Source organism: Pseudomonas sp. PS02288, assembly GCF_029959715.1.
Lineage (GTDB): Bacteria > Pseudomonadota > Gammaproteobacteria > Pseudomonadales > Pseudomonadaceae > Pseudomonas_O > Pseudomonas_O kuykendallii.
On record NZ_JASCPA010000001.1, the window covers coordinates 250,196 to 263,214 of the forward strand.

Here is a 13,019-nt window from a genome sequence, read left to right on the forward strand (position 1 = left end):
CGGTCGGTTGGCGAGGTCTTTCGGTCTGGATTCGCTATCGATACAGGGATGAGCTGCCTCGCGTTCAGCGCGCGCGATGGTGCCGCTGCCACGGCTGACACATGGTGCCCAAAGCTGTGTCAATGCTGGCTTGAAGTGTGTCCAGCATGCCCCATCAGCAGGGCCTGGTGTGGGCCGGGCAGGGTCCAGATGCCGAAGAGGATGACCAAGAGCCCTCCGGCGATGCGCACGCCGCGCTTTCGCAGCAGGGCGGTCAGGCGCTCGGCTGCGAGGCCGGTGGCGAGCAGCACGGGCCAGGTGCCAAGTCCGAAGACCAGCATCAACAGCGCGCTATGCAGCGCGTTGCCCTGGCTAGCCGACCACAGCAGTGTGCTATAGACGAGCCCGCAGGGCAGCCAGCCCCACAACGCGCCGAACAGTAGCGCGCGTGGCAGGCTGTTGACAGGCAAAAGGCGTTTGCTCAGCGGCTGGAGGTAGCGCCAGAGTCGCCGGCCAAGGCCCTCGATGCGGACGAGGCCGCTCCACCAGCCGGCTAGGTAAAGCCCCATGACGATCAGCAGCAGGCCCGCGGCAATGCGCATGCCCAGGGCCACCGGGCTGTTCGCGACTGCCCAGCCGGCGCTGCCGATCAGCAGTCCGGCGCTGGCGTAGCTGAGTATCCGTCCGAGGTTGTAGCCAATCAGCAGCTGTAGCCGGCGTCCGCGCTGCGCGGGTGGGGTGGCCATGGTCAGCGCCCCCATGAGGCCGCCGCACATGCCCAGGCAGTGACCGCCGCCTAGCAGGCCGAGGATGAACGCGGAGACCAGTAGTGGCAGCAACTCAGTCAAGCGGGCGTTCCTTGGCAGGACGTCCTTCGGCTTCGTCGATGCCCGCTTGGTGGCGTGGGTCTTCGTCGTCGAAAAGAATGCTGTGTGCCGGGCTTTCCATATCGTCGTACTGGCCCGAGTCGACGGCCCAGAAAAACAGCCAGATGGCGAGGCCGACGACTATCACGGCGATTGGAATCATTACGTACAGCGCGGTCATGGATGCTCCATTTGGACGGTCTCAGGCCGGGCGGGCCGGATGTCGTCGCTCGCGAGGGACAGGCGCAAGGCATTCAGCACCACCAGCAGCGAACTCAGCGACATGCCCAACGCCGCCCACAGCGGCGTCACCCAGCCAACCGCCGCGAAGGGCAGGACGCAGCCATTGTACAAGCATGCCCAACCGAGGTTTTCGATGATGATGCGTCGAGTGCGCCGGGCGATACGGAACGCCTGAACCAGGCTATCGAGGCGGTTGGAGAGAAGCACGGCGTCGGCGCTGGTCTTTGCCAGGTCAGTAGCCGAGCCCATGGCGACGCTTATGTCCGCGGCGGCGAGCACCGGTACGTCGTTGATCCCGTCACCGAGCATCAGCACATGCTTGCCGTTTTCGCGCAACTCGCGAAGAACGGTCAACTTGGCTTCGGGGGTAAGTCCTCCGCGGGCGTCGTCTATGCCGAGTTGAGCGGCGATCTCGCCTACCATCGGCGAGCTGTCGCCGGAGAGCAGCAGTACCTTCCAGTTGCGCGCGCGGCAGGCGTTGACGAGCGCGGGAGCATCCGCGCGCAGACGGTCGTTCAACACCAGCCAGGCGAGCGGCCCCAGGTTGTCACCCAACAACAACCATTGGCCCTGATCACCCGGTATCTCGGGAGGCGGCCCGGCCGAGAGCGAGGCGACGAAGGCGGGCTGACCGATGCGCAGCTGGTGGCCCTCGACCCAGCCTTCGAGCCCAAGCCCCGGGGCGCTTTCGACCCGTTCGGCGGCCTGGGGGGCGCGGCCGAACGCCTTGGCGATCGGGTGCTCGGAGCGGTTCTCCAGCGCGGCGGCGAGGGCCAGGCAGGTGTCGGCATCGAGATCACGCAGCGGGTAAATCCCGCCGAGGGTCAGCCGACCTTCGGTGAGCGTTCCCGTCTTGTCGAAGATCACCGTGTCGATGCGGTTCAGGCCTTCGAGGAAGTGCCCACGGGTAAGCAGCAGGCCGAGCTTGTGCAGGCTTCCGGTGGCCGTGGTCAGCGCGGTAGGCGTTGCGAGCGATAGAGCACAGGGGCAGGTGGCGACCAGCAGGGCGAGGACGATCCAGAAGGCACGCTGGTGATCGATCTGCCACCAGTAGAGGCCGACTGCGGCCGTGATGGCCAGCACTATCAGGAGGAACCACTGAGCCACACGATCGGCCAGTTCCGCGAGCCGTGGTTTATCCGCCTGGGCACGCTCCAGCAAGCGGACGATCGCCGAAAGACGGGTATCGTCGCCCAAGGCCTGAACCTCGACCTTCAGGGGGCCTTCGACGTTGAGCGTGCCGGCGGTAACGCTGTCGCCCTGGGCGCGTGCAAGGGGAAGGTACTCGCCTGTCAGCAGCGATTCGTCGATGCTCGACTGACCCTCGAGAATGCGCCCGTCGGCAGGCAGCAGCGAGCCGGGCGGCACCAGCACCCGATCGCCGATCGCCAGCTCGCTGAGCAGAATGCGTTCGCTCTGGCCCGCCGAATCCAATCGCAGGCAGGAGGCCGGCAGCAGGTTGACCAGTTGCGCGGTGGCGGCGGCGGTGCGTTCGCGGGCGCGGCGTTCGAGATAGCGGCCGGAGAGAAGGAACAAGGCGAACATGCCAACGGCATCGAAGTACAGCTCGCCGACCCCAGTCACCGTCGACCAGATGCCGGCTAAGTAGGCGCCACCGATCGCCAGCGACACCGAGACGTCCATGGTCAGGTGACGGGTGCGCAGGTCGCGTAGTGCGCCGCGGAAAAACGAGCCGCAGCAGTAGAAGACGATCGGCGTGGTGAGGAACAGGCTGACCCAGCGCAGGATCTTGTCCATCTCTGGCGACAGATCGAGGTTGAACTCGGGCCATGTAGCCATGGCCGCCATCATCACTTGCATCCACAGCAGCCCGGCCAGTCCCAGCTGCCGCAGCGCACGGCGGTTTTCCTCATTGAGTCGCTCGGCGGCTGCGTCGGCCTGATACGGGTAGCCGGCATAGCCAATCCGACGCAACTCCTGAAGCAACTGGCTCAGTGGAACTCGGGCATCGTCCCAGCTCACTTGTAGACGCTGGTTGGACAGATTGAGGTGCACCTCGGCGATGCCATCGACACCGCGCAGATGCTTTTCGATCAGCCAGCCGCAGGCCGCGCAACTAATCCCTTCGATCATCAGGCTGGTGCTGGCGAGATCATTCTCGTGGCGCACGAACGGCTGCTGTACGTCGCTGCGGTCGTACAGCGCGAGTTCATCGGTGAGGGCGCGGGGCAGGGATTCCGGGTTCGCCGAGGTTTCGCTGCGGTGCTTGTAGTAGCTCTCCAGTCCGCCAGCGATGATCGCTTCGGCGACCGCCTGGCAACCTGGACAGCACAAGGCCCGCGTCTCGCCCAGCACGCGGGCCTGGAAGCGGTCGCCGGTGGTGACCGGCAGGCCGCAGTGATAGCAGGATACGGGCGTACTGCTCATGCGGCGGCTCAGTCGCCGAGCAGGATTTGCCGACCGGGAGCGACTTCCTCTTCTTCGAACAGGCGCCAGTCCTTGCCGCCCTCCGTGCCAAGCAGCTCAACGAAGCGACGACCTTCGATCGGCTCCTGGGTTTGCCCCTGGTAGACGCCGTCGCCCTGCGGTTGCAGCACAATTCGCCGATCTTTTTCCGGCTGGGTGGGCGAGATCAGGTTGAGCACGATCTGCTGTGGTTGGCTGATGCCCTTGAGATGGATTTCAGCGACGCCGGTGTTTTCGTCCATCATCAGCTCAGCACTCATCTTCAACTGGCGCGCGAGCACCTCACGGTCCAGCGATGTATTGATGCCTTTGCCTGCGTCGTAATAGTTGTCCACCACGAGACTGTCGGAGTTGCGGATTGCGATCGTCAGCAGGGAAAGCCCAAGAACTACGGAAAATGCCAGCAATGCGATGACGAACCACGCCCAAGGTTGCTTGTACCAACTGCTTACTACTTCGGCTTGCATAAGAATCCTTAGTTAGCGAACGCTCGGGCCAATGAATCGGCTGTCGGCTTCGTTTTCGAGGGTGGGGTCATCGGCGGATCTGATGCGGAACATGACCTTGTTGGTGCTCGATGGCAGTTTCTCTGGGTCGACGGAAAGCTCGACGGGAATCGAGAGGACCTCGCCTGCCGCGACTCGGACCTCCGCCTTGCCCTGATACTGCAGGCCTTCGATACCGTCCGCTTCGATCACCAGGGTCACGTCATGCTGGGCCTTGTTCATAAGTTTCAGCGTGTAGACGTTCTCGATCCTGCCTTCCTCGTTCTCGCGGTACAGCACACGATCTTTGAGCACATCGATCTGAACCAGCGGGCGCGCCGAGATCGCATAGGCGAACAAAACGATCATCGCCACCAGCGCGACCGCATAGCCGATAAGGCGAGGGCGCAGCAGGTTGGTCTTCTGTCCGGAAAGGTTGTGCTCGGTGGTATAGCTGATCAGCCCGCGGGGGTAGTTCATCTTGTCCATGATGGTGTCGCAGGCATCGATGCAGGCGGCGCAGCCGATGCATTCGATCTGCAGACCGTCGCGGATGTCGATGCCGGTGGGGCACACCTGGACGCACATGGTGCAGTCGATGCAATCGCCCAGGCCCTGGGCCTTGTAGTCGACGCTTTTCTTGCGCGGCCCGCGTGTTTCGCCGCGGCGTGGGTCGTAGGACACGATCAGGGTGTCCTTGTCGAACATCACGCTCTGGAAGCGCGCATAGGGGCACATGTAGACGCAGACCTGCTCACGCAGATAGCCGGCATTTCCATAAGTCGCCAAGGTAAAGAAGCCAACCCAGAACAGCGCCCAGCCATCTATGTTGAATGAGAGCAGGTCAGGTACGAGCTCGCGTATCGGTGTGAAGTAACCGACGAAGGTGATGGCGGTGATCAGCGAGACGCCAATCCAAATGCTGTGCTTGGCCAGCTTGCGGAAGAACTTATTGGCACTCATCGGCGCCTTGTCCAGTTTCATGCGCTGGTTGCGGTCGCCTTCACTGACCTTTTCCGCCCACATGAATATCCAGGTCCAAACGCTCTGTGGGCAGGTGTACCCGCACCATACGCGCCCGGCGAACACCGTGATAAAGAACAGGCCGAAGGCGCAGATGATCAGTAGCCAGGAGAGCAGAACGAAGTCCTGCGGCCAGAAAGTGGCGCCGAAGATGTAGAACTTGCGCTCCGGCAGGTTCCACCAGACCGCCTGATGGCCGCCCCAGTTGATCCACGCAGTACCGAAGTAGAGAAGGAAGAGCAGCGCGCCGCCTACACGGCGAAGGTTGCGAAACAACCCGGTGAAGGCTCGTGTGTAGATTTTTTCACGCTTGGCGTAAAGGTCGACGTTGTCGACGGCTTTGACCGGTGGGGTGACATCTCGAACGGGGATCTGCTCAGTCATACTCATACCACGGCTTTAAGGATGCCCAGACCGGTACATGCCGGCCTGGGTCAGTTTTCCTGCCGCGTATGTCATGCGTGGCCCTGTCGATGTCCGGCAGGATCGCGCCTGAGCGTTACTTCTCCGCGCCAGCAGGTTGTTGCGAAAGGCTGTAAACGTAGGCGGCCAGAAGGTGCACTTTGTCGTTGCCGAGGTGCTCTTCCTGAGCGGGCATGCGGCCGTTACGGCCATAGCGCAGAGTCTGCTGAACCTGATTGAAGCTTGAGCCATACAGCCAAATCTTGTCGCTGAGATTCGGGGCGCCCAAGGCTTGGGTGCCTTTCCCTTCAGGTCCATGACAGGCTACACAGTTGGCTTTGAATATCTCTTGACCTGCGGCAAGGTCGATTCCGTCCGGATTTTTCAGCCCGGAAAGACTACGCACGTAACCCGCCACGTTCTTGATGCCGTCCTCACCGATAACTGCCAGCCAAGCCGGCATGGCGCCCTGGCGACCCTTTAGAATGGTGGTCTTGATCGTGGCCGCTTCGCCGCCATATAGCCAGTCGTTATCAGTCAGATTCGGGAAGCCATAAGCTCCCTTCGCATCAGAACCATGGCAGACCGAGCAGTTGGAGGCAAACAGACGCCCGCCCATTTTCAATGCCTGAGGGTCCTTGGCGACTTCCTCTACCGGCATCGCCGCGTACTTCGCATACAGCGGTCCGTACTGTTGATCGGCGCGGTCCATCTCCTTTTCCCACTGGTGCACGCCCGTCCAACCGGCTTGGCCATTTTCAAACGGCTTGCCTTCCTTGACCTCGGTATAACCTGGCAGAAGGCCTTTCCAGTTGCCCATCCCGGGATACAACACCAGGTAGCCGATGGCAAAAATGATCGTGCCGAGGAACAGCATGAACCACCATTTCGGCAGCGGATTGTCATATTCCTCGATGCCATCGAACGCGTGGCCCACGGTGTCCTCTGTCGCCTCGGGGCGTTGGCCCTTGCGCGTCGCGAAGATCAGCCACAGCAGGGCCAGTATCGTCCCACAGGTCAGCAGAGTGATGTACCAACTCCAGAAAGTGGTCATTCGCTTTTACTCCTAGAAGCTTGCTCGTCGCGCTCTGCGGACGGGGTCTGTTCATCGGCGAAAGGCAGGTTGGCAGCTTCGTCGAAGCTCCTTTTGCGTTTGCTGCTGTAGGCCCAGATCACCAGGCCGACAAAGGCGACGAACACCAGCAGGGTGCCCAGCCCACGAATAGTCCCTATGTCCATCATGCGTTACCGTTTGTTCTTGATTGAGGTGCCCAGGGACTGCAGGAACGCGACGAGCGCGTCCATTTCGGTCTTGCCTTTAACGGCATCCCTGGCTCCAGCGATATCTTCGTCGGTATAGGGCACGCCCAGGGTGCGCATAGCTTCCAGCTTACGGGCGGTGTCCTTTCCATCCAGGCGATTTTCGACCAGCCACGGATAGGCCGGCATTTTCGACTCGGGAACGACGTTGCGGGGGTTGTAGAGGTGCGCACGTTGCCAGTCGTCCGAGTAGCGTCCGCCTACCCGAGCGAGGTCCGGGCCGGTGCGCTTGGAACCCCAGAGGAAGGGGTGATCCCATACGCTTTCGCCTGCTACCGAATAGTGGCCGTAGCGCTCCGTTTCGGCGCGGAACGGGCGAACCATCTGCGAGTGGCAGCCCACGCAGCCTTCGCGGATGTAGATGTCGCGGCCTTCAAGCTGGAGGGCGGTCCGTGGCTGCATGCCCTCAACGGGCGTGTTGGTCTCGGCCTGGAAAAACAGCGGAACGATCTGAACGAGACCGCCGATACTCACCGCCAAGACCATGAACAGCGCCAGCAAACCGACGTTCTTCTCGACTATTTCGTGTTGCTTCATTTTACGTCGGCTCCTTAGGCAATCTGAGCGGCAGCTTCATATTCCGCCGGCTTGGCTGAGCGCACAGTGCGCCATGTGTTGTATGCCATCAGCAACATGCCGCTGAGGAAGAACGCGCCACCAATCATGCGAACCAGATAACCTGGATGGCTGGCTTCCAGTGCCTCGACGAAGGAGTAGGTGAGAGTGCCGTCTTCGTTGATTGCACGCCACATCAAACCTTGGGTGATGCCGTTAACCCACATCGATGCGATATAGAGCACCGTGCCAATCGTTGCGAGCCAAAAGTGTGCGTTGATCAATCCCACGCTGTGCATTTGCTGACGAGCAAAAACCTTGGGGATCAGGTGGTACAACGAGCCGATTGAGATCATCGCCACCCAGCCGAGCGCGCCGGCGTGCACGTGGCCGATGGTCCAGTCGGTATAGTGGGAGAGCGCGTTGACGGTCTTGATCGCCATCATCGGACCTTCGAAGGTCGACATGCCGTAGAAGGCAAGCGATACGACCAGGAAGCGCAGGATCGGGTCGGTACGCAGTTTGTGCCAGGCCCCAGACAGGGTCATCATCCCGTTGATCATGCCGCCCCAACTCGGCGCCAGTAGAATGATCGACATCGCCATGCCCAGGCTCTGTGCCCAGTCCGGCAGCGCGGTGTAGTGCAGGTGGTGCGGACCTGCCCAAATATAGACAGAGATCAATGCCCAGAAGTGCACGATTGAGAGACGATAGGAGTAGATAGGGCGCTCGGCTTGTTTGGGGACAAAGTAATACATCATTCCCAAAAAGCCCGCAGTCAGAAAGAAACCGACCGCGTTATGGCCATACCACCATTGGATCATCGCATCGGTAGCGCCCGAGTAAAGGGAGTAAGACTTGAAGGCACCTACAGGCAGTTCCATGTTGTTCACGACATGGAGCAACGCGACCGTTAAAATGAATCCGCCGTAAAACCAGTTTCCAACATAGATATGTTTAGTCTTACGTTTGACTATCGTGCCGAAAAAAGTGATCGCATAACTGACCCATACAATTGTGATCAGTATGTCGATGGGCCATTCAAGCTCAGCGTATTCCTTCGAAGAAGTGTAACCCAGCGGCAGGGTTATCACTGCTAGTACTATTACCGCCTGCCATCCCCAAAATGTAAACGCAGCCAGGCCGTCAGAAACAAGGCGCGTTTGCGATGTCCGCTGCACGACATAATATGACGTAGCAAAGAGCGCACATCCTCCGAAAGCGAAAATTACTGCGTTCGTATGAAGCGGTCGCAAGCGGCCAAAACTGGCCCATGGCGTGTCGAAATTAAGCTCCGGCCACACTAGCTGCGCAGCAATCAGGACACCAAGTCCCATTCCAACGACCCCCCAGATCACCGTCATAATGGCGAACTGGCGGACCACCTTGTAGTTATAAGCAGTTTGATGGATTGCTGTGCTCATGCTAGGGGTTCCACGGTTAATGGAGGAATCAAAGGGGCAAAAAAGCGGCGGCAGTATGTAGAAAGCCCCTAGCCAATGCAATGATGTTGCCGGCAACCTGATCTACCGCTAGGCGTTGTGTTGGCCGACTATCTGCTCTTTAGTAGGGGGTTGGCTCGTGGGTATAGCCCATGAGCACGGGGGGCAGCCGGCGCCGCAAGAGCCTTAGCTTAGCGGATGGCTTTGGGGAGGAGGGGAGAGAGTAGATGGGTAGTGCGACGCTTGGTCGCATATTGGTTTCGTGAAAGAAAAATGGCGACGCTTTCGCGCCGCCATCAGGTCGTGGCTTATTTACCTGCTACGTGTTCAGGTTGCTGTTGCGAAAGGCTGTACACGTAAGCAGCAAGCAGATGAACCTTATCGTTACCAAGGTGATCTGCTTGGGCCGGCATTTGGCCGTTACGGCCGTAGCGCACTGTCTGCTGTATTTGAGCGAGGCTCGAGCCATAGATCCAGCCTGCAGGGTGTGTCAGGTCAGGTGCGCCCATCACAGGCGTACCCTGGCCCATTGCCCCGTGGCAAGCTGCACAGTTTCCATTGAAAACCTGCTGGCCTGCCGCTATGTCAACCTGGACACCTTCCGGCAGCTTTTGTCCGGCTAGCTCTTGCCGAACGTAGGCCGCCACGTTCTTCACGCCATCTTCGCCGAGGATCTCGCCCCATGCTGGCATGGCGGCAATGCGACCTTGCAGGATACTGGTCTTGATGGTGTCGGGGTCGCCGCCCCAGCGCCAGTTGCTATCGGTGAGATTGGGAAAGCCAACCGCGCCTTTGGCATCCGATCCGTGGCAAACCGAACAGTAGGTTGCAAAGAGGCGTCCACCCATCTTCAGAGCATGCTCATCCTTAGCAACATCGGCGATGTTCATCGATGCGTACTTGGCAAAGATGGGGCCGTACTCGGCATTGGCTCTGTCAACTTCACGCTGCCATTGCTTGTCTTGAGTCCAGCCGCCTTCATAACCCGGGAGTACACCTTTCCAGTTACCAAGGCCCGGATAGAGTGCCAAGTAAACAATTGCAAAGACGATAGTCCCAACGAAAAGCAGGAACCACCATTTCGGCAGCGGATTGTCATACTCCTCGATGCCATCGAAGGAATGTCCCAGCGTCTGATCGGTACTGCCTTTTTGTTCGCCCTTGCGAGTGGCGAAAACCAACCAGAGCAGCGCCACTAACGTGCCGATGGTCAGGAGGGTTATGTACCAACTCCAGAAAGAAGTCATTCGTTGTTACTCCTAGAATCTTGCTGGTCGTGCGCTTTGGTTTTGGGCTCATCAGCGAAAGGCAAATTGGCGGCTTCATCGAAGCTTTGCTTACGCCGACTGCTGTAGGCCCAAAGCACGACGCCGACGATAGCTACAAACACCAACACCGTGCCCAGCCCGCGTAGAGTCCCGATATCCATAGCGTTACCGTTTATTCTTCAGTGAGGTTCCCAGAACCTGCAGATAGGCGACCAACGCGTCCATCTCGGTTTTTCCTTTGACGGAGTCGGCAGCGGCGCCGATGTCGTCATCGGTGTAAGGAACACCCAGGGTTTTCATGGCCTTTAGTTTCGCTGCGGTATCTTTGCCGTCGAGACGGTTTTCGACCAGCCAGGGATATGCAGGCATCTTCGATTCGGGGACGACGTTGCGCGGGTTGTACAGATGCGCACGGTGCCAATCGTCAGAGTAGCGAGCGCCGACACGAGCCAGGTCCGGGCCGGTACGCTTGGAGCCCCAGAGGAAGGGGTGATCCCATACGCTTTCACCGGCGACCGAGTAGTGGCCGTAGCGCTCAGTTTCGGCGCGGAACGGACGGACCATTTGCGAATGGCAACCTACGCAGCCTTCACGAATGTAGATGTCGCGGCCTTCCAGCTGCAGTGCGGTATAGGGCTTGAGGCCCTCGACCGGCTGCGTAGTTTCCTGCTGAAAGAACAGCGGCACGATCTGAACCAGGCCGCCGATGCTTACTGCTAGAACCATGAACAGGGCGAGCAAGCCGACGTTTTTCTCAAGAATTTCATGCTTTTTCATCGCGAGCTCTCCTTAGGCCATCTTCGCCGAAGCTTCGATCTGCGCCGGCTCGGCGTCACGCACGGTGCGCCAGGTGTTGTAGGCCATCAGTAGCATGCCGCTGAAGAAGATCGCGCCACCGATAACGCGGACTACGAAGCCTGGGTGGCTCGCTACCAGCGTTTCAGCAAAGGAGTAGGTCAGAGTTCCGTCTTCGTTGACTGCGCGCCACATCAGGCCTTGGGCGATACCGTTTACCCACATGGAGGCGATGTAGAGTACGGTGCCGATGGTTGCGAGCCAGAAGTGACCGTTGATCAAGCCGACGCTGTGCATCTGCTCGCGGCCAAAGATCTTCGGAATCATGTGGTAGAGCGAACCGATGGAGACCATCGCTACCCAGCCAAGAGCGCCAGCGTGTACGTGACCGATCGTCCAGTCGGTGTAGTGAGAGAGCGCGTTGACGGTCTTGATCGCCATCATCGGGCCTTCGAAGGTCGACATGCCGTAGAAGGCAAGCGATACGACCAGGAAGCGCAGGATCGGGTCTGTACGCAGTTTGTGCCAGGCACCAGACAGCGTCATCATTCCGTTGATCATGCCGCCCCAGCTCGGAGCCAGAAGAATCAGCGACATAACCATGCCTAGGCTTTGGGCCCAGTCCGGGAGCGCGGTGTAGTGCAGGTGGTGAGGACCTGCCCAGATGTAAACGGCGATCAGTGCCCAGAAGTGCACGATCGAGAGGCGGTAGGAGTAAACTGGGCGACCGGCTTGCTTCGGTACGAAGTAGTACATCATCCCGAGGAAGCCTGCAGTGAGGAAGAAGCCTACTGCGTTGTGGCCATACCACCACTGGATCATTGCATCGGTCGCACCCGAGTAAAGCGAGTAGGACTTGGTGAAGGTAACCGGGATTTCCAGGTTGTTCACCACGTGCAACAGGGCGACGGTCAGGATGAACGCCCCAAAGAACCAGTTGCCCACGTAGATGTGGGTGGTTTTTCGGGTGATCAGGGTGCCGAAGAAGACGATTGCGTAGCTTACCCACACTACCGTGATCAACAGGTCGATAGGCCATTCCAGCTCGGCGTATTCTTTTGAGGTCGTGTAACCCAGCGGCAGAGTTACCGCTGCGAGAACGATCACCAATTGCCAGCCCCAGAATGTGAAAGCCGCCAGCTTCGGTGCGAAGAGGCGCGTCTGGCAGGTGCGTTGCACTGCGTAGTAGGTGGTGGAAAACAATGCGCAACCGCCGAAAGCGAAGATCACCGCATTGGTATGCAGTGGTCGCAAACGACCGAAGCTGGTCCAGGGAAGATTAAGGTTAAGTTCCGGCCAGGCCAATTGGGCGGCGATGAATACGCCGAGCCCCATCCCGACGATTCCCCAAACCACCGTCATAATGGCGAATTGGCGGACCACCTTGTAGTTGTAGGCGGTACTGGTTGCTGTGTTCATGTATGGGCTTCCATCCACGGTTTTGGGCAGATTTCTAATAAAGCGGGGCAAGGATGGTGAAAGGGGGCGGGAGGGGTATTGATACGGATCAACGTCTTCAGGACGGTGCTTCTGAGCCTTGGATCTGGACGCTTTCGGGCGCCTCGTCGCATGCGACGTTGCTGCTCGCCCATGGGGCGGGAGCGCCGATGGATAGCCCGTTCATGGAGTCGATGGCTCAGCACTTAGCGGTACGGGGTGTGGCGGTTGTGCGCTTCGAGTTTTCGTACATGGCTGCACGCCGCCAGGACGGGATCCGGCGTCCCCCCTATCCACAGGCACAGCTGCTTGATTCGTGGCGTCAGGTCTATGCCAGTGTGCGACGCCAGGTCACAGGCGTGTTGGCAATAGGTGGCAAGTCCATGGGGGGGCGCATGGCGAGCATGCTGGCGGACGAGCTGGGTGCGGATGCGCTGATCTGTCTGGGCTATCCATTCCATGCGCCAGGCAAGCAGGACAAACTGCGTGTTGCGCATCTGGAGGAGCTTCGAACGCCGGCTCTGATTGTGCAGGGGACGCGCGATCGCACGGGCGCGGCGGCGGAGGTCGAAGGCTATGCACTTGCGCCGGGTGTCGAGGTGCTCTGGCTGGAGTCCGGCGATCACGATCTCAAGCCGACGAAGGTGTCGGGGTTCACCCACGCTGACTATCTGGAGAGGACGGCTGTCGCAGTCGCCGCTTTTCTGGAGCGCGTCGCTGCGACAGTCGCTGATTGACCGGCTGCCCAATCGCCGGCCACTCGATGCCGGCCGGCAT

General features: G+C 59.8%; 14 protein-coding genes. 1 reads left to right on the top strand and 13 read right to left on the bottom strand.

Annotated elements, in window-relative coordinates:
* Positions 1-119 precede the first annotated feature (119 nt).
* From QMX85_RS01175 to ccoN (QMX85_RS01235), 13 genes are all read right to left on the bottom strand, one after another.
* On the bottom strand, positions 120-827 hold the full coding sequence (locus tag QMX85_RS01175; protein ID WP_282338343.1) for a sulfite exporter TauE/SafE family protein: 708 nt from the start codon (positions 825-827) through the stop codon (positions 120-122).
* Positions 820-1,026, bottom strand: coding sequence for a cbb3-type cytochrome oxidase assembly protein CcoS (gene ccoS, locus QMX85_RS01180; protein WP_090229327.1), 207 nt, complete (start codon positions 1,024-1,026; stop codon positions 820-822). The genes QMX85_RS01175 and ccoS overlap by 8 nt, the downstream gene beginning before the upstream one ends.
* Positions 1,023-3,476 (bottom strand): heavy metal translocating P-type ATPase, encoded by a 2,454-nt coding sequence (locus tag QMX85_RS01185; RefSeq protein WP_282338344.1) that lies wholly within the window; start codon positions 3,474-3,476, stop codon positions 1,023-1,025. Before QMX85_RS01185 ends, ccoS begins: the two co-directional genes overlap by 4 nt.
* 8 nt (positions 3,477-3,484) lie before the next feature.
* The gene (locus tag QMX85_RS01190; RefSeq protein WP_282338345.1) at positions 3,485-3,982 is read right to left on the bottom strand and encodes a FixH family protein; all 498 of its coding nucleotides are present in this window, start codon (positions 3,980-3,982) and stop codon (positions 3,485-3,487) included.
* 12 nt (positions 3,983-3,994) lie between these two features.
* Positions 3,995-5,407 carry a cytochrome c oxidase accessory protein CcoG gene (ccoG, locus tag QMX85_RS01195; RefSeq protein WP_282338346.1) on the bottom strand — a complete coding sequence of 471 codons (1,413 nt, stop codon included), beginning with the start codon at positions 5,405-5,407 and terminating at the stop codon, positions 3,995-3,997.
* 115 nt (positions 5,408-5,522) lie between these two features.
* The gene (gene ccoP, locus QMX85_RS01200; RefSeq protein ID WP_282338347.1) at positions 5,523-6,479 is read right to left on the bottom strand and encodes a cytochrome-c oxidase, cbb3-type subunit III; all 957 of its coding nucleotides are present in this window, start codon (positions 6,477-6,479) and stop codon (positions 5,523-5,525) included.
* On the bottom strand, positions 6,476-6,664 hold the full coding sequence (locus tag QMX85_RS01205) for a cbb3-type cytochrome c oxidase subunit 3 (protein ID WP_090230367.1): 189 nt from the start codon (positions 6,662-6,664) through the stop codon (positions 6,476-6,478). Before QMX85_RS01205 ends, ccoP (QMX85_RS01200) begins: the two co-directional genes overlap by 4 nt.
* A gap of 6 nt (positions 6,665-6,670) precedes the next feature.
* Positions 6,671-7,282, bottom strand: a complete 612-nt coding sequence (gene ccoO / locus QMX85_RS01210; RefSeq protein ID WP_090229313.1) for a cytochrome-c oxidase, cbb3-type subunit II — start codon at positions 7,280-7,282, stop codon at positions 6,671-6,673.
* Positions 7,283-7,296: 14 nt separating this feature from the next.
* Positions 7,297-8,724 carry a cytochrome-c oxidase, cbb3-type subunit I gene (gene ccoN / locus QMX85_RS01215; protein WP_282338354.1) on the bottom strand — a complete coding sequence of 476 codons (1,428 nt, stop codon included), beginning with the start codon at positions 8,722-8,724 and terminating at the stop codon, positions 7,297-7,299.
* 326 nt (positions 8,725-9,050) lie between these two features.
* Positions 9,051-9,989 (bottom strand): cytochrome-c oxidase, cbb3-type subunit III, encoded by a 939-nt coding sequence (gene ccoP, locus QMX85_RS01220; RefSeq protein ID WP_282338355.1) that lies wholly within the window; start codon positions 9,987-9,989, stop codon positions 9,051-9,053.
* Positions 9,986-10,171, bottom strand: coding sequence for a cbb3-type cytochrome c oxidase subunit 3 (locus QMX85_RS01225; RefSeq protein WP_282338356.1), 186 nt, complete (start codon positions 10,169-10,171; stop codon positions 9,986-9,988). The genes ccoP (QMX85_RS01220) and QMX85_RS01225 overlap by 4 nt, the downstream gene beginning before the upstream one ends.
* Positions 10,172-10,175: 4 nt before the next feature.
* Positions 10,176-10,787, bottom strand: coding sequence for a cytochrome-c oxidase, cbb3-type subunit II (gene ccoO, locus QMX85_RS01230; protein WP_273229210.1), 612 nt, complete (start codon positions 10,785-10,787; stop codon positions 10,176-10,178).
* Between the two features lie 12 nt (positions 10,788-10,799).
* Positions 10,800-12,224 carry a cytochrome-c oxidase, cbb3-type subunit I gene (gene ccoN / locus QMX85_RS01235; RefSeq protein WP_090229298.1) on the bottom strand — a complete coding sequence of 475 codons (1,425 nt, stop codon included), beginning with the start codon at positions 12,222-12,224 and terminating at the stop codon, positions 10,800-10,802.
* 53 nt (positions 12,225-12,277) lie between these two features.
* On the opposite strand from ccoN (QMX85_RS01235), the gene QMX85_RS01240 reads away from it, so the two are divergent.
* Complete coding sequence (locus QMX85_RS01240; RefSeq protein WP_282338357.1) at positions 12,278-12,979, top strand: alpha/beta family hydrolase; 702 nt, start codon at positions 12,278-12,280, stop codon at positions 12,977-12,979.
* The last annotated feature ends 40 nt before the right edge of the window (positions 12,980-13,019 follow it).

What these genes read in the sequence shown, in the direction of transcription:
- ccoS (WP_090229327.1), bottom strand. Translation starts at nt 1,026, where the DNA reads ATGACCGCGCTGTACGTAATGATTCCAATCGCCGTGATAGTCGTCGGC.
- QMX85_RS01185 (WP_282338344.1), bottom strand. Translation starts at nt 3,476, where the DNA reads ATGAGCAGTACGCCCGTATCCTGCTATCACTGCGGCCTGCCGGTCACC.
- QMX85_RS01190 (WP_282338345.1), bottom strand. Translation starts at nt 3,982, where the DNA reads ATGCAAGCCGAAGTAGTAAGCAGTTGGTACAAGCAACCTTGGGCGTGG.
- ccoG (WP_282338346.1), bottom strand. Translation starts at nt 5,407, where the DNA reads ATGACTGAGCAGATCCCCGTTCGAGATGTCACCCCACCGGTCAAAGCC.
- ccoP (WP_282338347.1), bottom strand. Translation starts at nt 6,479, where the DNA reads ATGACCACTTTCTGGAGTTGGTACATCACTCTGCTGACCTGTGGGACG.
- QMX85_RS01205 (WP_090230367.1), bottom strand. Translation starts at nt 6,664, where the DNA reads ATGGACATAGGGACTATTCGTGGGCTGGGCACCCTGCTGGTGTTCGTC.
- ccoO (WP_090229313.1), bottom strand. Translation starts at nt 7,282, where the DNA reads ATGAAGCAACACGAAATAGTCGAGAAGAACGTCGGTTTGCTGGCGCTG.
- ccoN (WP_282338354.1), bottom strand. Translation starts at nt 8,724, where the DNA reads ATGAGCACAGCAATCCATCAAACTGCTTATAACTACAAGGTGGTCCGC.
- ccoP (WP_282338355.1), bottom strand. Translation starts at nt 9,989, where the DNA reads ATGACTTCTTTCTGGAGTTGGTACATAACCCTCCTGACCATCGGCACG.
- QMX85_RS01225 (WP_282338356.1), bottom strand. Translation starts at nt 10,171, where the DNA reads ATGGATATCGGGACTCTACGCGGGCTGGGCACGGTGTTGGTGTTTGTA.
- ccoO (WP_273229210.1), bottom strand. Translation starts at nt 10,787, where the DNA reads ATGAAAAAGCATGAAATTCTTGAGAAAAACGTCGGCTTGCTCGCCCTG.
- ccoN (WP_090229298.1), bottom strand. Translation starts at nt 12,224, where the DNA reads ATGAACACAGCAACCAGTACCGCCTACAACTACAAGGTGGTCCGCCAA.
- QMX85_RS01240 (WP_282338357.1), top strand. Translation starts at nt 12,278, where the DNA reads ATGGTGAAAGGGGGCGGGAGGGGTATTGATACGGATCAACGTCTTCAG.